Genomic DNA, 17865 nt, shown 5'->3' with positions numbered 1-17865 from the left:
TGCGGGACTCAGCCCGCACCGCCGTCCTGAAGACGATCTCAGCGGCGCAGTTCGGCGATGGTTTCGGCCATCGCGACGAACTGCGCCGCTGCTGGTGAGAGGGGCCCTCGGCGCCAGAACAGCACACCTCGGCGCACGACCTTGGGCCGCAGCGGCAGCACGACCGCGCCGCGCGCGGCGGCGTCACCGGCCATCGCCCGCGGCAGCAGCGTCGCGCCCGCTCCGGCCAGCACCAACGGCACGATCATCGCCTGGTGCGCGGTCTCCACCGCGAAAGTCGGCTCGCCACCGCGGGTTCCCACGGTGTCCTCGATGACCGCCCGCGTCGCGGTGCCGGGCGGGGTCGCGATCCAGTCCAGGGTGGACAGCTCGGGCACGCTCAACCGCTTCTGCCCTGGCACGGCACCCGGCGGCAGCACGGCGAAGATCTCCCGGCCGCGCAGCACCATGCTCTCCAGGTCCCCGATGGGGTGTTCGGAGTCGACCAGGCCCAGCTCGCACTCACCGGCCCGCACCGCCGAGGTCACGTCCGTCCCCAGCTCGGGGTCGGCGATGTTGACCGCGACCTTGGGGTTCTCGCGCAGGAAAGCCCCGATGAGCTCGGCGAGCGGATCGACGGCCAGCGTCGTCTGCGCCACGACGTCCAGCCGACCGCTGGAGAGCCCCAGCACCTCGCGGACCGAGGCCGACGCGGTGCTCAGGTCGCGCATCACCTGCCGGGCGGGTTCGACGAGCGCGTCGCCCGCCGGGGTGAGCGAGACGCCGTGCGGGAGCCGGTGGAAGACCTTGCCGCCGAGCTGCTTCTCCAGGTTGCGGATGGCGTGCGACAGGGACGGCTGGGCGACGTGCATCGCCTGCGCGGCGGCCGTGAAGCTGCCGTGCTCGACGATCGCCAGGAAGTACTCCAACTCCCGCCGGTCCATGCCACCTCTCCCACGCGACGATCCCGCCTGCCCGGCATTACACCAGGCAGGCGGGACATCGCCAGGTCGGTACCGCCTACTCGTGGGCGGTGCGGAAGGCCGACGCGGCTTCCACGTCGGCCCACTGGTCGTCGTCGAGGTCGACGCGCAGCCGCCGCAGCCCTCCGGTGAAGGCGTTGTCGACCGGCGCGTAGTCGTCGGTGACCGGGCTGGCCCGGTCCACGCCGATGTCGAAGGTCTCGTCGAAGGCGAAGTAGTACGGGATCGTCGCGTCGACCCGGCCCGAGGCGACCTCGGTGCCGTCCACGCGCAACGTCACCGCGCCGCCCTTGCCGACACCGCCGCCGTCGTAGTCGAACCGCAGGCTGACCTCGTGCTCACCCGCGGCCACCGGCTCCGGAGCGCGGACGTGCTGGACGACCGAGCCGAAGTAGTTGTAGGCGTAGCCCGGCTTGCCGTCGTGGAAGTAGAACGACCAGCCACCGGTGTGACCGCCCTGGGCGACCAGAACGCCTTCGGCACCGCCTTCGGGCACGTCGACCATCGCGGTCAGGGTGTGCGAGCGGTTCTTGACGTTCGGCGCGGTCTCCTCGGTCAGCCGCTTGGCACCGGCGTGGAAGGTGACCGAACGCCGGTCGCCCATCAGGTCCAGCCGGCCGGCTTCGAGGGGGTTCTCCCGCTCGGTCATCCGGTCGTCCAGCGGCAGCACGTCGTGCTTGGCGGCCTCCACCAGGAACAGCTGCTGGAGCTCGCGCAGCTTCTCCGGGTGCTGCTCGGCGAGGTCGTGGGACTGCGTCCAGTCCACGTTGGTGTTGTAGAGCTCCCACTTGTCGTCGTCGAAGGAGCGGCGGACACCGTCCTGGACCATCACCCACGGCGTGCCGTGGCGGGTCACGGCCATCCACCCGTCCTGGTAGATGCCCCTGTTGCCGACCATCTCGAAGTACTGCACGCGGTGCCGGTCGGGCGCGTCGGCGTCGTTGAAGCTGTAGAGCATGCTGGTGCCCTCGATGGGCTGCTGCGCAACGCCGTTGACCTCGGTCGGGTGCGGCAGACCGGCCGCCTCCAGGATCGTCGGCACCACGTCGATGACGTGGTGGAACTGGTCGCGCAGCCCGCCGCGCTCGGCGATGCCGTCGGGCCAGTGCACGATCATGCCGTCCCGGATGCCGCCGAAGTGCGAGGCGACCTGCTTGGTCCACTGGTAGGGCGTGTTCATCGCCAGCGCCCAGCCGACCGGGTAGTGGGCGTGCGTGGTCGCATCGCCCAGCGAGGCGTCGTGGGCGTTGATGAACTCCGCGCTGTCGGGGATGCCGCTGGCGAAGCGGTGCTCGTTGAGCGTCCCGCCCAGTCCGCCTTCGGCGGAGGCGCCGTTGTCGCCGAGGATGTAGACGAACAGCGTGTTGTCGAGCTCGCCCAGCTCGTCGAGGGCGTCGACGAAGCGCCCGACCTGGTCGTCGGTGTGCTCGGCGAACCCGGCGTAGAGCTCCATCAGCGACGCCGCGGCCCGCTGCTCCTCGGCGGAGAGCTCGTCCCAGTGCGGTACGCCTTCCGACCACGGCGCCAGTTCCGCGTCCTGCGGGACGACGCCGAGCTCCTTCTGCCGCTCCAGGGTGATCTCGCGCTGCCGGTCCCAGCCGTGGTCGAACTTGCCCCGGTAGCGCTCCCGGTACTCCTGGGGCACGTGGTAGGGCGCGTGGGTGGCGCCGAAGGGCAGGTAGGCGAAGAACGGGTTGTCGGGCTTGAGCGAGGTCTGGTCGCGCACCCAGTCGATCGCGTTGTCCACCAGGTCCTCGGACAGGTGGTAGCCGTCCTCGGGCTTGCGGGTGGGCTCAACGGGTTTCGTGCCGTCGAACAGCACCGGGTACCAGTGGTTCATCTCCGCGCACAGGAACCCGTAGAACTTCTCGAAGCCCTCACCGGTGGGCCACCGGTCGAACGGCCCGGCGGCGCTGACGTCGCGGGCGGGTGTCTGGTGCCACTTGCCGAAGGCCGCGGTGTTGTAGCCGTTGCCCTGCAGCATCTGGCCGATCGTGGCGGCGCTGAGCGGGCGGATCCCGCAGTAACCCGGCGCGGCGCTGGCCATCTCGGTGGTGACGCCCATGCCGACGGAGTGGTGGTTGCGACCGGTCAGCAGCGCCTGGCGGGTCGGCGAGCAGATCGCGGTGACGTGGAACCGGTTGTAGCGCAGGCCGCCCTCGGCCAGGCGCTCGGCGGTGGGCATGTTGCACGGCCCGCCGAACGCGCTCGGGGCGCCGAAGCCCATGTCGTCGATGAGCACCACGACGACGTTCGGCGCGCCCTGCGGCGGGCGCAACGGCTGCCGGGGCTGGAAGGCCGGGCTCTGGTCACGGGCGTCGAGGGATGTGGCGGCGGGGGGCTGAGGGTCGGGGATCGGTAAGCGTTCGCGGGAGAAGTCCACCAGCAACCTCCAGGCAGCGTCGAGCCCGCCACTTTTGGTGGCGCACCAGGGAAAACATCGATGTGCTCGGCGGAAACCGAAACACCGCAAGACCTTTGCGATCGAATGCTAACCACAGGTCCGGACCGCACAACCCCGATCCACCGGCTGAGACCGTGACCCGAGACACGATTCACCCGTGTTTCCCCAGATCACCACCAGAGCAGACCAATGCTCGATAAACCCCATAGAGGACTTCTATGCGGATGCGCGAGTTGACCTTCACGACACCCGTTGGCCGACGACGTGGAGCCCTCAGCACCCCCGACGGCGGCCGATGAGTTCGGAAGGAACGACTCGGACCGGGAACGGGCTGGCCGCGTCGAAAGCCTCTGGGCCGGTGAACTTGCCCAGGGTTCGGTACTCACCGTCGTCCAGCTCGAACACGGTCAGCCGGGGCTCCAGCGGATCGATGACCCAGTAGCTCGGGACGCCGAGTCGCTCGTAGAAGGCCTTCTTCGAATTCAGGTCGTGGAGCTTCGTGCTCGGGGACAGGACTTCCACCGCGAGCACTGGCGCCGTCGGCAGGTACGCCTCCGTGAGGTCCTCATCCCGAGCGACCAGCAAGTCGGGCTGAAGCTCGACCGTGACGGACGGGCGAACCGCGAAAGGGGCGGGCAGCACGTCCAGCTAGTCCGGGCAGGCTGCATCGAGCAGCGCTCCAAGACGCAGAACCACTTTCTGATGCTTGTACTCAGGCGCGGGCGTCACGAGAAGCGCCCCGTCGAGAAGCTCATACCGGTGGCCGTCATCGGGCATCGTCTCCAGGTCGTACACCGTGAACGGGCGACCTTGGACGATGCCGTGCGGACCGGTCGTCTCTGCCATTGACTGACATGGTGCTCTCCTTTCCGATCGATGGAAAGTCAACCAGAGGGCACCGACAGTCGGTCACCGGCATTGCACGGAGCGTTACTTCTTGCCGCCCTTGGACTTGTCGTCCTTGCCCTCTTCGGTGGACAGGGCTGCGACGAAGGCTTCCTGCGGGACCTCGACGCGGCCGATGGTCTTCATCCGCTTCTTGCCTTCCTTCTGCTTCTCCAGCAGCTTGCGCTTCCGGCTGATGTCACCGCCGTAGCACTTGGCCAGCACGTCCTTGCGGATCGCGCGGATCGTCTCGCGGGCGATGATGCGCGAGCCGATGGCCGCCTGGATCGGCACCTCGAACTGCTGGCGCGGGATGAGTTCGCGCAGCTTGGTCGCCATCTTGGTGCCGTAGGCGTAGGCGCCGTCGCGGTGCACGATCGCGCTGAAGGCGTCGACCGGCTCGCCCTGCAGCAGGATGTCGACCTTGACCAGGTTCGACGCCTGCATCCCGGACTCCTCGTAGTCCATCGAGGCGTAGCCGCGGGTGCGGGACTTGAGCTGGTCGAAGAAGTCGAAGACGATCTCGCCCAGCGGCAGCGTGTAGCGCAGCTCGACGCGGCTCTCCGACAGGTAGTCCATGCCCTCGAGCTGGCCGCGGCGGCTCTGGCACAGCTCCATGATCGTGCCGACGAACTCCGACGGGGCGATCACCGTGCACTTGGCGACCGGCTCGGAGACCTCCTTGATCTTGCCCTCGGGCCAGTCGGAGGGGTTGGTCACCACGAGCTCGGTGTCGTCCTCCATCTCGACCTCGTAGACCACGTTCGGGGCGGTGGAGATCAGGTTCAGGTTGAACTCGCGCTCCAGCCGGTCCCGGGTGATCTCCAGGTGCAGCAGACCGAGGAAGCCGCAGCGGAAGCCGAAGCCCAGCGCGCCCGAGGTCTCCGGCTCGTAGGTCAGAGCGGCGTCGTTGAGCTGCAGCTTCTCCAGCGCTTCGCGCAGGATCGGGTAGTCGGACCCGTCGATCGGGTACAGCCCGGAGTAGACCATCGGCTTGGGCTCGCGGTAGCCGGCCAGCGGCTCGGTCGCACCCTTGCGCTCGGCGGTGATGGTGTCACCGACCTTGGACTGGCGGACGTCCTTCACACCGGTGATCAGGTAGCCGACCTCGCCGACGCTCAGGCCCTTCGACGGCTTGGGATCCGGCGAGATGATGCCGACTTCCAGCAGCTCGTGCGTGGCGTTGGTGGACATCATCTTGATCCGCTGGCGCGGGGTGATCTTGCCGTCGACCACCCGGATGTAGGTGACCACGCCGCGGTAGGTGTCGTAGACCGAGTCGAAGATCATCGCGCGCGGCGGGGAGTCGGCCTCGCCCTGCGGCGCCGGGACCTGCTTCACGACCTCGTCGAGGACCGCGTCCACACCCTCACCGGTCTTGGCCGACACGCGCAGCACGTCCTCGGGCTCGCAGCCGATGATGTGCGCGAGCTCCGCGGCGTACTTGTCCGGCTCCGCGGCGGGCAGGTCGATCTTGTTGAGCACCGGGATGATCTGCAGCTCGTGCTCCATGGCGAGGTAGAGGTTCGCCAGGGTCTGCGCCTCGATGCCCTGCGCGGCGTCGACCAGCAGGATCGCGCCTTCGCAGGCGGCCAGCGAACGGCTGACCTCGTAGGTGAAGTCGACGTGACCGGGGGTGTCGATCATGTGCAGCACGTGCTCGTCGCCGTCGAGGACCCACGGCAAGCGCACGTTCTGCGCCTTGATCGTGATGCCGCGCTCGCGCTCGATGTCCATCCGGTCGAGGTACTGGGCCCGGTAGGCGCGTTCCTCCAGCACACCGGTCAGCTGCAGCATGCGGTCGGCCAGCGTCGACTTGCCGTGGTCGATGTGCGCGATGATGCAGAAGTTCCGGATCCGCTCCGGCGGGGTGAACGTGGTGTCGGCGAAACTGCTCACTCAGGGTCCTCGGATGTCGGCGGCGTTCCTACGGCTGTCGGCGTTCGTCGGCAGACGTCGGCCCGGTCTCCCCCGGGCGGATGACGCGCACGGGGCCACCCCATCGTCCCACGCCACGCCCACTACCCGACGCCCAACTCCCGGACGCCCCGCACGAGCCCCGCTTGCCGGGGCGGCAAGCCCCACCGCCTCGGCGGGGAGCTGCGGGGTGTTCGCTTCATCGGGAGCCCTCAGCGGGCCAGCATGATCACCATGCGGACCACAGCGCGTCCGTGCGCGCTCGCCGGCTGGGCGCCGAGCTGCGTCGGTCACGGACCACCAGCGGACTCGCCGCCGATCTGGTCGCCAAGCGCCTCGACCTGGAGATTCGGACGTCTGCGCACGAGGGGAACGGCCATGCGGGAACGACTCCAGCCAGTGACATGGCGGAGGAGCAGCCGTAGCAGCCACACCAACCGCGTGGAGGTGGCGTTGAGTCCTGAGGTCGTGGCCGTGCGGGACTCGAAGGATCGCCACGGGCCGGTGCTGACCTTCAGCGCGGCGGCGTTCCTGGCTGGGCTGAAGCGGTGCTAGTCACCGCGGGTGTCGCGGCGGATGGGGTGGTCGGCGGGGACTTCGACGAGGACGATGCGCATGCCGTCGGGATCGGCGATCCAGCCCTCGTGCAGACCCCAGGGCTTGTGCTCGGGCTCGGCGAGGACCGTGACGGCCTGCTCGCGCAGGTCGTCGACGGTGGCGCGGAGGTCCCGCACCTGGAGCCACAGCACCTGGTCCGGGCTCGGTCCCTGATCTCCCTGACCGGAGACCTCCAGGTACCCCTGCCCCAGGAAGAACACCGTGCCACCGGGGAACTCGCGGCAGACCGCCAACCCCAGCACGTCGCGGTAGAACCGCACCGACCGATCGTGGTCACCGGGCCGAAGGATCATCCGGCTGTTCAAGACCTCCATGCCCGCATTTCTACCGGCAAACACCCCGAAGCACCGAACACGGGCAGATCAGCGCGCTCCGCGACAGCGACGCGCCTGGACCTCGGCACCCGCGTGCGGAGATTCCGATTTCGCGCGAAATGGGAATGCGTCGCCCCGATCGAGACACCCGGAGGGCGGTGATCACCGAATCGTCATCGGAGGACGGTGATGCTGCGCCTGACCGGGCGTTCGTCGGTGCTGTCGACGAAGAGCTCGGGGGACTCCGCTCGGATCCTCTCGACGTCCTCGAACACGGCGCGCAGGTGGTCGCGGAGCGCCGCGAGGGCCGCTTCGAGGTCGTGGGCTTCGAGACCGTCGACGATCGCGGTGTGCTGGTCGATCAGGGCCGAGACGGGGCTGACCGTGCGCAGGCCGAGGCGGCGGGCGCGGTCGAGGTGGGCCTTGGCCTGCTCGACCGTGCGCCAGGCGTTGGTGTGACCACCTGCGGTGAGCAGGCGCTGGTGGAAGGCCTCGTCGAGCTCGAAGAACCTGCCCACGTCATCGGCGGCCGCGCGCTGCTGCCCCAGCAGGTCGCGCAGGGCTTCGACGTCCTCGTCGGTGCGGTGCTCGACGGCGTCGGTCAGCGAGGCGACCTCGACGGCTTCGCGGACGAACTGGGCGTCGGCGATGCGCTGCGGGTCCACCCGGGCGACGAACGAACCGAGCTTCGGGAAGACCCGGACCAGGTCTTCCTCGGCGAGCAGCAGCAGGCTCTCGCGCACCGGGGTTCGGGAGACCTCCAGCTCGCCGGCCAGCTCGTTCTCCGACAGCGGATGTCCCGGCGGCAGCTGCAGGGTGATGATGCGCTGCCGGATCTCGCGGTGCACCGTCACCCGGGCCGAGGTCTTTCCCGCCGTGGTCGCCATGGTCACCACCCTATCGACCACCCTTGACCCGTGGCATCCCAGCGCTTGTATGGTACCGCTGGTATTCATGAATTGAGGAGGGTCAATGCCGACGGACCTCGAGCCGCGCGCCGGCGGGACCAGATCGCTGCGCCGCACGGTCGCCGCCTCGGTGATCGGCACGATCGCCGAGTACTACGACTTCTTCATCTACGGCACCGCATCGGCGCTGGTGTTCAACAAGGTCTTCTTCCCCGAGGTCGACCCGCTCGTGGGCACCCTCGCCGCGTTCTCCACCTACGCGGTCGGGTTCTTCGCCCGCCCCCTCGGCGGTCTCGTGTGGGGCCACGTCGGCGACCGGCTCGGCCGCAAGAAGACGCTGGTCTACACGCTGCTGCTCACCGGCCTCGGCACCTTCGTGGTCGGCCTGATGCCCACCTACGAGCAGATCGGGCTGTGGGCGGCGATCATCCTGGTCCTGGTCCGGCTGCTGCAGGGCTTCGGCGTCGGCGGCGAGCAGGGCGGAGCGCTGCTGCTCACCGCCGAAGCCGCACCACCGGACAAGCGCGGCTTCTACGCGAGCTTCGTGCAGATGGGCTCGCCCGCCGCCTACCTGATCCCGACCGTGCTGTTCGCGGCGCTGGAGGCGCAGCTGCCCGAAGAGGCGTTCCTCTCCTGGGGGTGGCGCATCCCGTTCCTGCTCAGCGCCGTCGTGGTGATCATCGGCCTGTACATCCGGATGCGGGTGCCCGAATCCGAGACGTTCGAGGCAGTCAAGGAGCAGGAACCGCAGCGCGCGCCGGTGAAGGTGCTGCTGTCGGACCACCGCCGCGAGGTCTTCGGCGGCATGCTGGCCAAGTTCGTCGAGGCCGCCGTCTTCCCGCTCTACACCGTCTTCCTCGTCTCCTACGCCAAGGCGCACGACGTCGACAGCGGGATCGTGCTGGACGCGGTGATCATCGCGATCGTCGCCGAGCTGATCCTGCTGCCGTTCTGGGGAAAGCTCACCGACCGCATCGGCCGCCGCACCACCTTCATCGGCGCCGCCGTGCTCAACCTGGCGCTGGTGGTGCCCGCGTTCCTGGCCGTGGAGAGCGGCAACGTCGTGCTGATCACGCTGCTGATGATCGCCGGACTGGCCTTCGGCCACGCCGGGACCTACGCGCCGCAGGCGTCCTACTTCCCCGAGCTGTTCCCCTCCAGCGCCCGCTACAGCGGTGTGTCGGTGGTGTGGCAGTTCGGCGCGATGATCGCCAGCGGCCCGTTCACCGTCGTCGCCTCCGCGCTGCTGGTGCTCGCAGGCGGCGGCTTCACCTGGGTCGCGGTGTACGTGGCGGCGCTGATCGTGCTGAGCCTCATCGGCCTGCGCTTCCTCCCCGAAACCGCGCCGAATCGCCGAGGCGGCACCGAGTACGCCGACTGGCCCCGCACCGAGCAGAACTGACCGATCGCAGAGAGGACCGAGTTGTCCAAGATCGTTGATGCCAAGGTCATCATCACCGCTCCCGGCCGAAACTACGTGACGCTCAAGCTCACCACCGCCGACGGCGCGGTCGGCTGGGGCGACGCCACGCTCAACGGGCGCGAGCTCGCCGTGGCGTCCTACCTGCGCGACCACATCTGCCCGCTGCTGATCGGCCGCGACTCGCAGCGCATCGAGGACACCTGGCAGTACCTGTACAAGGGCGCCTACTGGCGGCGCGGCCCGGTGACGATGACCGCGATCGCCGCGGTCGACATCGCGCTGTGGGACATCAAGGGCAAGGTCGCCGGGCTGCCCGTCTACCAGCTGCTCGGCGGCGCGGCCCGGGACGGCGTGCTGACCTACTGCCACGCCACCGGCGAGGACGTTCCCGCACTGCTCGACGACGTCGCCGCGCACCTGGACCAGGGGTTCCTGGCGATCCGGGCGCAGGCGTCGGTGCCCGGCGTGGACAAGGCCTACGGAGTTCCGGCCAAGGGCGAGTTCTACGAGCCCGCGTCCTCAGCGGTTCCGGAGGAAGGCCACTGGGACACCGAGTCCTACCTGCGGCACGCGCCGCAGGTGCTGGGCGCGGTGCGGGAGCGGTTCGGCTTCGACTTCCACCTGCTGCACGACGTGCACCACCGGCTCACCCCCATCGAGGCCGGGCGGCTCGGCAAGGACCTCGAAGAGCACCGCATGTTCTGGATCGAGGACCCGACCCCGGCCGAGGACCAGAGCGCGTTCCGGCTGATCCGGGAGCACACCACGACCCCGATCGCGGTCGGTGAGGTGTTCAACTCGATCTGGGACTGCCAGCAGCTGATCACCGAGCGGCTGATCGACTACGTCCGCACCTCGGTCTCGCACGCGGGCGGCATCACGCACCTGCGGCGGATCTTCTCGCTCGCCGAGCTCTACGGCGTGCGCACCGGCTGCCACGGGGCCGGCGACCTGTCACCGATCTCGCTGTCGGCGGCGCTCAACGTCGACCTGGCCGTGCCGAACTTCGGCATCCAGGAGTACATGGGCCACACCGAGCAGACGGCGGAGGTGTTCCACTCCGGGTACACCTTCGCCAACGGCTACCTGCACCCCAGCGACGAACCCGGGCTCGGCGTGTGGGTCGACGAGGAGGCCGCGGAGCGGTTCCCCTACGAGCCCCGCTACCTGCCGGTGAACCGCCGCCGCGACGGCTCGATGCACGACTGGTGAAACGCGAAACGGCCCTCTCCCCGCTGCGGGGAGAGGGCCGTTTCGTCGACTGAGAAAACTCAGATCTTGTTCACGCGGGCGGCCATCGCCGACTTCTTGTTGGCGGCCTGGTTCTTGTGGATGACGCCCTTGCTCGCGGCCTTGTCCAGCAGACGACCGGCGGTCTGCTGCAGCTCGACGGCCTTGTCCTTCTCGCCGGCGTCAGCGGCCGCGCGGAACTTGCGGATGGCGGACTTCAGCGTGGTCTTCGCGGCCTTGTTGCGCTGGCGGTTCGCCTCGTTGGTCTTGATCCGCTTCATCTGGGACTTGATGTTGGCCACTGGTGCGCCTCTTCCTCGTCAGTCGAATCACGTGCCGCACTCGAATCGGCCCGGCCCGAAGGCCGGTTTTCCTCCACGGCGGAATGCCGTACGACACGGTCGTCCATGCTAACAAGGCTCACCTGCGCGTTCGCCGGGTGGTCCGAGTGCCGCGAGGACGCTCACAACCGCTCGGATCCGCTGTGCGCAGGCCATACGGTGATGCCTCGTGCTGACCGCGTTGAACTGGCCCGGATTCGCCGATCTCACCCTCGCCGGGTTGCTGTTCCTCTGCGCGGCGGCGTTCCTCGCCGGAGCCGTGGACGCGATCGTCGGCGGCGGCGGCCTCATCCAGCTGCCCGCGATGCTGGTGCTGCTGCCCGGCGGCGAGGTCATCTACTCGCTGGCCACCAGCAAGATCGCCGCGATCGCCGGGACCTCGGCCGCGGCCCGCACCTACGCCAAGCGCACGCCGATGGACTGGCGGGCCGCGCTGCCGATGGCGCTGGTCGCGCTGGTCGGATCGCTGGGCGGGGCGGCACTGGCCGACGCGCTGCCCTCCTCCGTGCTCAACGTCGTGGTGCTGGTCGCGCTGGTCGTGGTCGGCATCTACACGTGGCGCAAGCCCGACCTCGGCTCGGTGCACGCTCCCCGGTTCGCACGCCGGCTCCAGCTGGCGCTGATGCTGCTCGGCGGAGCGGTGATCGGGTTCTGGGACGGCATCGCCGGGCCCGGAACCGGCTCTTTCCTGGTGTTCTGGCTGGTCAGCCTGGTCAGTTTCGCCTTCGTCACCGCATCGGCGACCGCGAAGGTCGTCAACGTGGCCACCAACCTGGGCGCGCTGTTCTTCTTCATCCCCGCCGGCAAGGTCCTGTGGGGCCTCGGGCTGGTGATGGCCGCCGCCAACATCGCGGGCAGCGTGCTCGGCGCGACGCTGGCCGCCGGTCGCGGGTCGGCGTTCGTGCGACGGGTGTTCCTGACGGTCGTGGTCGGGCTCGTGGTCAGCCTCGGCTGGAAGATCGCGCTCAGCGGCTGATCGGAGCCGAGCATCGCCATCGTCGGCTGCCCTGGCGGCTGCTCGGTGAGGCGCGGCCGGTGCCGTCGTGGTGCTCGCCGGAGTGGTGCTGCTCGGCCGGCGTGATCAGGTGCGCTGGTTGCGCAGCGAGACCAGGCGCAGGACCGTCTTCTCCAGGGCGTAGTCGGCGTCGGCGGCCATGCCCTTGACTCCCGCGTTGACCTCGGCGACGACCTGCAGCGCCGCCGCCAGGCTCGTCGGCGTCCAGCCGCGCGACTGCGACTGGGCCTTCTTGACCTTCCAGGCGGGCATGCCGAGATCGCCTGCCAGCCGGTAGGGATCGTTGCGCCCGCCCGCCGCCGCGACGCGGCCGATGGTGCGAACCGAGTCCGCGAGGGCGTCGGCGATGAGCACGTGCGGCACGCCGAGCTGGATCGCCCAGCGCAGCGCTTCGAGCGCGCCGGCCCGGTCCCCGACCACGGCCTTCTCCGCGACCGCGAACCCCGTGACCTCGGCGCGGCCCCGGTAGTAGCGGCCGACCGCGTCCGCGTCGATCTTGCCGCCCGTGTCGGCCACCAGCTGCGAGGCCGCAGCCGCCAGTTCCCGCAGGTCCGAGCCGACCGCCTCGATCAGAGCGCTGACCCCGCCGGAGTCGGACTTGCCGCCCGCGCGGCGGATCTCGTCGCGGACGAACGCCTCGCGATCGGCGGGCTTGGTGAGCTTCTTGCACTCGGTGACCCGGGCGCCGACCTTCTTCAGCGCGTTGGGCAGTTCCTTGGCGTGCTTGGCCCGCCCGCCACCGCTGTGCAGGACGATCAGGGTCACGCCCTCGGCCGGTTGCTTGGCGTGCAGCAGCAAGGCCTCGGCGATCTCCTTTCCGGCGTCCTGCGCCGATTCGATCGCCAGCACGCGAGCCTCCGCGAACAGCGAGGGACTCAGCATCTCGGCCAGCTCCGGAGGGGTGAGCTCACTCACCTTCACCCTGCTGAAATCGGCCTCCGGATCGGCCGCTCGGGCTGCCCCGACCGCAGCCCACATCGCGCGCTCCACCAGCAGCTCTTCGTCTCCGAGAACCAGGTGCAGCGGGTCCGCGACAACGGTCGGTGAGCTCATGAACGAATGGTCCCACGGGCCCGCGACAGTCTCGCCATCTGGATGCGCACTGGCCAGGAATGCATTCGTTCAACTAACGTTGCCCGCACAACCGAATAGCTCATCCAGAGGGGCAGAGGGAACGGCCCGTTGAAGCCCCGGCAACCGTTCGTCCGCTGCATCGTGCAAAAAACCGGCGCGAGGTCACGGACGCAAACAGGTGCCAATTCCGACCCGTCCGCGGGACAGATGAGGAGAGGACCTCGCGCGATGACTGCTGCTGCCCCCGCCAACACGACCGCCGGCAAGAAGTTCGATCTCGGCAACGCCGTCGAACTGGTGTCCAAGGAAGAGGGACACCGGCAGCCGCTGGCTCCCGAATTCGTCTCCCTCGAAGACTTCTCGCCGCTTGAGGTCGCCTACGACTTCGGCAAGATCCGCCGCGAGGAGATCGAGGCCGGTCCGCGGTCGATCTGGCGCTACAAGCAGTTCCTGCCGGTTCCGGGCAACGTCGACCAGATCCCGAACACCGAGCCCGGCTGCACCCGCTTGATCCAGGCGGACAACCTCGCCAAGGCCCTCGGCGTGAAGAAGATCTGGATCAAGGACGACACCGGCAACCCCACGCATTCCTTCAAGGACCGCGTCGTCGCCGTCGCACTGGCCGCCGCCCGCGAGTTCGGGTTCAAGGTGCTGGCCTGCCCGTCGACCGGCAACCTCGCCAACGCCGTGGCCGCCGCCGCTGCCCGCGCCGGCTGGGACTCGGTCGTGCTGGTCCCCAAGACCCTCGAACGCGCCAAGATCCTGATGAGCGCGGTCTACGACGGCTCGCTGCTGGCCGTCGACGGCAACTACGACGACGTCAACCGGCTCGCGACCGAGCTCGCCGGCGAGCACGAGGACTGGGCGTTCGTCAACGTCAACGTCCGGCCCTACTACTCCGAGGGCTCCAAGACCCTGGCCTTCGAGGTCGCCGAGCAGCTGGGCTGGCGCATCCCCGAGCAGATCGTGGTGCCGATCGCCTCCGGCTCGCAGCTGACCAAGGTCCACAAGGGCTTCAACGAGTTCGCCCAGGTCGGCCTGGTCGACGAGAGCCCCGTGAAGATCTTCGGCGCGCAGGCCTCCGGCTGCTCCCCGGTCTCCACCGCCTTCCGCAACGGCCACGACGTGGTGCAGCCGGTCAAGCCGGACACCATCGCCCGCTCGCTGGCCATCGGCGCCCCCGCCGACGGTCCGTACGTGCTCGACATCGTCCGCAAGACCGGCGGTGCCATCGAGGACGTCACCGACGACGAGGTCCGCGCCGGCATCCGCCTGCTGGCCCGCACCGAGGGCATCTTCGCCGAGACCGCCGGTGGCGTGACCGTGGCGACCGCCAAGAAGCTCATCGAGGCCGGCAAGATCGACCCGGACGCCGAGACGGTTCTGCTGATCACCGGTGACGGCCTCAAGACCCTGGACGCCGTCGAGGGCGAGCTCGGCCCGAAGGCCACCGTCGCCCCGACCACCGAGTCGGTGAACCAGGCTCTGGGCCTCTGATTCCGTTGTAGGCGAATCCTCCTCTCTCAAGGTGGGTGGCCGTCCCGAGAGGACGCCACCCACCTTTTTCGTCCACTTCGGATGCTCAGTTGTCGGTGACGCGCAGCGGGTCTCCGCGTGCGACGAACCGAGGCCCCCGCGGCCCGGGGAGGACCGCGATGTCCCCTTCCTGGTCGGTGCGCAGCACCCGGGTGCCAGCGCGGGCCAGCGTGTCGACCACGAACGGGTTCGGGTGCCCGTAGTCGTTGCCCGCGCCGACGCTGATCAGCGCGAGCCTCGGCCGCACAGCGCGCAGGAAGCGCGGTGTCGTGTAGCGGGATCCGTGGTGTGGAACCTTGAGCACGTCGGCTCGCAGATCCGCGCCGGACGACACCAGACGCCCCTGCCCCGGCAGCTCCACGTCACCGGTGAGCAGCACGCGTCCCGCCGGGGTGGTCGCGCGGATCACCAACGACGCATCGTTGGCGTCGTCGGCGGTCTGCGTGCGGGTCACGCCCGGGTCGGGGGCGAGGACGTCGAGCACGAGACCCGGCCACGCCAGCCGCTGCCCGGCCTGCAGGGTGACGGTCGGCGTGCGGTGCGCACGGGTGTCGCGCACCAGATCACCGAAGGCCCACCGCGGTTCGCGCAGCGGCCCGATCGCCACCGCGCCGACCGGGATCTCACCCAGCACCGTGCGCAGCCCGCTGGCGTGGTCGGCGTGCAGGTGCGTGAGCACCGCCATCGACACCCGGCGAATCCCCAGGCGCCGCAGGCAGTTCGCCGCCCGGCGCGGGTCCGGGCCGGTGTCGACCACGACGGCCTCCTCCGGTCTCCCCGTCGCCAGCACCAGTCCGTCGCCCTGCCCCACGTCGCAGGCCACCACGCTCCAGCCCTGCGCTGGCCAGCCCGGCAGCATGGTGCGCACCGGCAGCACGACCAGCGCGCTGAACAGCACTGCGACCACCACGAGCAGCCGAATCCTCCTTCCTCGCAACGCGAGCAACCCCACCAGCAGCAGAACCGCCAGCAGCAGGCCACCGCCGGTGCCCGTCGGCCAGTCGAACACCGCACCCGGCACCGCCGAAGCACGATCGGCGACCAGCAGCACCCACTCCAGCTCCGGTCCGGCCAGCACGACGCCGACCGCCGCCGCCCACGTCGACACCGGTGCTGCGACGGTGGCCAGCACGCCGAACACCGTCGCCGGGGCGATCACCGGCGCCGCCAGCAGGTTGGCCGGCACCGCCACCAGGCTCACGCCACCGGAGATCGCGGCGATCAGCGGCGCGGTGACCACGTGCGCGGCCACCGGAACCGCGATCGCCTCGGCCAGCCCGACCGGCACGCCACGCGCCCGCAACGCTGCCGCCCACACCGGTGCCAGCAGCACCAGGCCCGCCGTGGCCGCGACCGACAGGGCGAACCCCGCGCTGACCGCCAGCTCCGGCAGCAGGACCAGCAGCCCGATCACGCTCGCCGCCAGCGCAGGCAGTGCCGAGCGGCGGCGGCCCAGCACCAGCGCGAGCAGCGTGATGGCTCCCATCACCGCGGCGCGCAGCACGCTCGGTTCGGGCCCGGTCAAAGCGACGAACCCGACCAGCGCCGCCCCCGCGCCCAGCGCGCAGACCACGGGGCCCATGCCCAGCAGGCGCAGCAGCACCAGGACCGCACCGCACACGATCGCCAGGTTCGCCCCCGAGACAGCCGTGAGATGGCTCAGGCCGGCTGCCTCGAACTCCTGCTCCACCTCCGGGTCCAGCCCGCTGGTGTCACCGACGACCAGTCCCGGCAGCAGCCCAGCCGCTTCCGGTCCCAGATGTCGCCCGGCGATCTCGCGCAGTCCCGCGCGCATGTCCGCGGCCACGCGCTGCCACTGCGGTGGCGCAGCGACCTCGCTCGGCGCCCGGTAGACCGGCACCAGCGCCAGGACGAGCTGTCCGTCGCGCGGCGGTGCCGCCTTGCCCCGGACGGTGAGCCGCTGCCCGGCGATCAGTCCGCGCCACGACTCGGTCGGCACCAGCAGCACCACCGAACCGCCTGCCGCATACCGGCGTCCGGCGATCTCGGCGCTCACCAGCTCCGCTCTGGCCAGCGAGCGGTCCTGCGCCCGGCTGGCGCCGAACGCCGCCCCGCGCAGCGGAGTTGGCGCGGCCGTCAGCTCCACCCGCACCACCACCTGCTCACCGGCACCCGACGCGCGGCGGAGCGGATGGTTCTCGACGTCGTGAGCCCGGATCGCGATGCCGGTCGCCGACACCGCGGCGAGCAGCAGAACCACCAGCACCGCTTTGGGCCCCGAGCGACGCGAGATCATCAGGACCACCGGGATCGCCGCCGCGAGCGCCGTCACCGCGGCCGGCACCCAGCCCGCCAGCAGACCGAGCAGCGTCACCGCCCAGACCGCCGCTGCCGCCGGGACCAGCCGCAGGTCCAGCCGCCGGATCACACCCGCACCAGATCACGCAGCTTGGACAGCCGAGCGTCGCCGATCCCCCCGACATCCCGGAGCTGATCCACCGAGTCGAAGCGTCCGTGTTCGGTGCGCCACTGCAGGATTCGCTCGGCGGTGACCTCGCCGACCCCTGGTAGTCCATCGAGCTGCTCCTTCGTCGCGGTGTTGAGGTCGACCTTGCCGTCGCCGCCGGCACCCGCGCCGGTCTGACCCGGCTGGGCCCCCGGTGGCACCGGGATGGCGACGTAGAGCTGCTCGCCGTCGGCCAGACGGCGGGCGAGGTTGAGTCCGGTCAGGTCGGTGTCGGGAAGCGGCCCGCCCGCAGCCGACACAGCGTCGGCGACCCGCGCACCGGCTGAGACCGTGACCAGACCGGGGCGCTGCACTCGGCCGACGACGCTGACCACCAGCTCCGCCGGAGCGGCGGCGCTGGTCGACACCGGTGGCGGCGGAGCGGGAAGCGGTGGCGGAGCGGACTCGGCCGTCGGGCCTTCGGACCAGGTGAGGACGAGCACACCGAGCAGCACGAGGGCCGCCACCAACGACAGCGCGAGCACCCCGGCGCGACCGGGGTCGACTCTCGACCGCAGCAGGGATTCGGGCAGCCATCGCTCGGCGAGCCGCGACAACGGCGAACTTCGGCCGCCACCAGGCGGTTTCACCGAGTAGTGGGCCTGGATTCGTTGCGTCGGCTCGTCGTGCTCGGCCTCGCGGCGCAGCGTCTGCAACCGGGACCTGGTGTCGAGCTGCTCGTAGGAGTCGTCGTCAGCGGCGCGGAAGAGCTTGGTGTCGAACATGTCGACGACGGTAGCGCGATCGAAACGCGTTGCGCACCATTATTTT

16 protein-coding genes and 1 riboswitch are annotated in these 17865 nt (G+C 69.9%); of the genes, 5 read left to right on the top strand and 11 right to left on the bottom strand.

The window, feature by feature from the left end; translation table 11 throughout:
- Positions 1-38: 38 nt before the first annotated feature.
- The 5 genes from E1202_RS02980 to lepA form a co-directional block, all read right to left on the bottom strand.
- The gene (locus tag E1202_RS02980) at positions 39-923 is read right to left on the bottom strand and encodes a LysR family transcriptional regulator (protein WP_132680789.1); all 885 of its coding nucleotides are present in this window, start codon (positions 921-923) and stop codon (positions 39-41) included.
- Between the two features lie 76 nt (positions 924-999).
- Positions 1000-3345, bottom strand: a complete 2346-nt coding sequence (locus E1202_RS02975; protein WP_132680787.1) for an arylsulfatase — start codon at positions 3343-3345, stop codon at positions 1000-1002.
- 294 nt (positions 3346-3639) lie between these two features.
- Positions 3640-4008, bottom strand: coding sequence for a Uma2 family endonuclease (locus E1202_RS32760; protein ID WP_328590938.1), 369 nt, complete (start codon positions 4006-4008; stop codon positions 3640-3642).
- Positions 4009-4014: 6 nt separating this feature from the next.
- On the bottom strand, positions 4015-4212 hold the full coding sequence (locus tag E1202_RS32755) for a hypothetical protein (RefSeq protein ID WP_328590937.1): 198 nt from the start codon (positions 4210-4212) through the stop codon (positions 4015-4017).
- Positions 4213-4296: 84 nt separating this feature from the next.
- The gene (gene lepA / locus E1202_RS02965) at positions 4297-6150 is read right to left on the bottom strand and encodes a translation elongation factor 4 (RefSeq protein ID WP_132680785.1); all 1854 of its coding nucleotides are present in this window, start codon (positions 6148-6150) and stop codon (positions 4297-4299) included.
- A 243-nt stretch (positions 6151-6393) separates the two neighbouring features.
- On the opposite strand from lepA, the gene E1202_RS32750 reads away from it, so the two are divergent.
- A complete protein-coding gene (locus E1202_RS32750) occupies positions 6394-6723 on the top strand; it encodes a DUF397 domain-containing protein (protein WP_328590936.1) in 330 nt (109 codons plus the stop codon).
- Here E1202_RS32750 and E1202_RS02955 read toward each other — a convergent pair.
- On the bottom strand, positions 6720-7100 hold the full coding sequence (locus E1202_RS02955) for a VOC family protein (protein WP_132680781.1): 381 nt from the start codon (positions 7098-7100) through the stop codon (positions 6720-6722). The genes E1202_RS32750 and E1202_RS02955 overlap by 4 nt on opposite strands.
- A gap of 173 nt (positions 7101-7273) precedes the next feature.
- Positions 7274-7987, bottom strand: coding sequence for a GntR family transcriptional regulator (locus E1202_RS02950; RefSeq protein ID WP_132680779.1), 714 nt, complete (start codon positions 7985-7987; stop codon positions 7274-7276).
- Positions 7988-8072: 85 nt separating this feature from the next.
- On the opposite strand from E1202_RS02950, the gene E1202_RS02945 reads away from it, so the two are divergent.
- Together E1202_RS02945 and manD are read left to right on the top strand one after the other, a co-directional pair.
- Complete coding sequence (locus E1202_RS02945; RefSeq protein WP_132680777.1) at positions 8073-9410, top strand: MFS transporter; 1338 nt, start codon at positions 8073-8075, stop codon at positions 9408-9410.
- Positions 9411-9431: 21 nt separating this feature from the next.
- Positions 9432-10643, top strand: coding sequence for a D-mannonate dehydratase ManD (gene manD / locus E1202_RS02940; protein WP_132680775.1), 1212 nt, complete (start codon positions 9432-9434; stop codon positions 10641-10643).
- 59 nt (positions 10644-10702) lie between these two features.
- On the opposite strand, the gene rpsT is transcribed toward manD, so the two are convergent.
- Complete coding sequence (rpsT, locus tag E1202_RS02935; RefSeq protein WP_132680773.1) at positions 10703-10963, bottom strand: 30S ribosomal protein S20; 261 nt, start codon at positions 10961-10963, stop codon at positions 10703-10705.
- Between the two features lie 208 nt (positions 10964-11171).
- On the opposite strand from rpsT, the gene E1202_RS02930 reads away from it, so the two are divergent.
- The gene (locus E1202_RS02930; protein WP_132680771.1) at positions 11172-11978 is read left to right on the top strand and encodes a TSUP family transporter; all 807 of its coding nucleotides are present in this window, start codon (positions 11172-11174) and stop codon (positions 11976-11978) included.
- A gap of 105 nt (positions 11979-12083) precedes the next feature.
- Here E1202_RS02930 and holA read toward each other — a convergent pair whose 3' ends face one another.
- Positions 12084-13070 carry a DNA polymerase III subunit delta gene (gene holA, locus E1202_RS02925; protein WP_132680769.1) on the bottom strand — a complete coding sequence of 329 codons (987 nt, stop codon included), beginning with the start codon at positions 13068-13070 and terminating at the stop codon, positions 12084-12086.
- A gap of 97 nt (positions 13071-13167) precedes the next feature.
- A riboswitch (SAM riboswitch) is annotated at positions 13168-13305 on the top strand.
- Between the two features lie 14 nt (positions 13306-13319).
- Here holA and thrC point away from each other — a divergent pair.
- Entirely contained in the window at positions 13320-14588 is a 1269-nt protein-coding gene (gene thrC / locus E1202_RS02920; RefSeq protein ID WP_132680768.1) for a threonine synthase, read from the top strand.
- Positions 14589-14673: 85 nt separating this feature from the next.
- Here thrC and E1202_RS02915 read toward each other — a convergent pair whose 3' ends face one another.
- Positions 14674-17016 carry a DNA internalization-related competence protein ComEC/Rec2 gene (locus E1202_RS02915; RefSeq protein ID WP_207918434.1) on the bottom strand — a complete coding sequence of 781 codons (2343 nt, stop codon included), beginning with the start codon at positions 17014-17016 and terminating at the stop codon, positions 14674-14676.
- Positions 17013-17819: a ComEA family DNA-binding protein gene (locus E1202_RS02910; protein WP_132680766.1), complete on the bottom strand. Its 807-nt coding sequence runs from the start codon at positions 17817-17819 to the stop codon at positions 17013-17015. Before E1202_RS02910 ends, E1202_RS02915 begins: the two co-directional genes overlap by 4 nt.
- Positions 17820-17865 lie beyond the last annotated feature (46 nt).

Origin of the sequence: Saccharopolyspora karakumensis (assembly GCF_004349225.1) — a bacterium.
GTDB classification, from domain to species: domain Bacteria; phylum Actinomycetota; class Actinomycetes; order Mycobacteriales; family Pseudonocardiaceae; genus Saccharopolyspora; species Saccharopolyspora endophytica.
This window is presented reverse-complemented; position numbering and strand designations above follow the sequence as displayed.

Bases quoted from the DNA above. Each gene is read 5' to 3' on its own strand.
- E1202_RS02980 (WP_132680789.1), bottom strand. From the start codon at position 923: ATGGACCGGCGGGAGTTGGAGTACTTCCTGGCGATCGTCGAGCACGGC.
- E1202_RS32755 (WP_328590937.1), bottom strand. From the start codon at position 4,212: ATGGCAGAGACGACCGGTCCGCACGGCATCGTCCAAGGTCGCCCGTTC.
- E1202_RS32750 (WP_328590936.1), top strand. From the start codon at position 6,394: ATGATCACCATGCGGACCACAGCGCGTCCGTGCGCGCTCGCCGGCTGG.
- E1202_RS02955 (WP_132680781.1), bottom strand. From the start codon at position 7,100: ATGGAGGTCTTGAACAGCCGGATGATCCTTCGGCCCGGTGACCACGAT.
- E1202_RS02950 (WP_132680779.1), bottom strand. From the start codon at position 7,987: ATGGCGACCACGGCGGGAAAGACCTCGGCCCGGGTGACGGTGCACCGC.
- E1202_RS02945 (WP_132680777.1), top strand. From the start codon at position 8,073: ATGCCGACGGACCTCGAGCCGCGCGCCGGCGGGACCAGATCGCTGCGC.
- holA (WP_132680769.1), bottom strand. From the start codon at position 13,070: ATGAGCTCACCGACCGTTGTCGCGGACCCGCTGCACCTGGTTCTCGGA.
- thrC (WP_132680768.1), top strand. From the start codon at position 13,320: ATGACTGCTGCTGCCCCCGCCAACACGACCGCCGGCAAGAAGTTCGAT.
- E1202_RS02910 (WP_132680766.1), bottom strand. From the start codon at position 17,819: ATGTTCGACACCAAGCTCTTCCGCGCCGCTGACGACGACTCCTACGAG.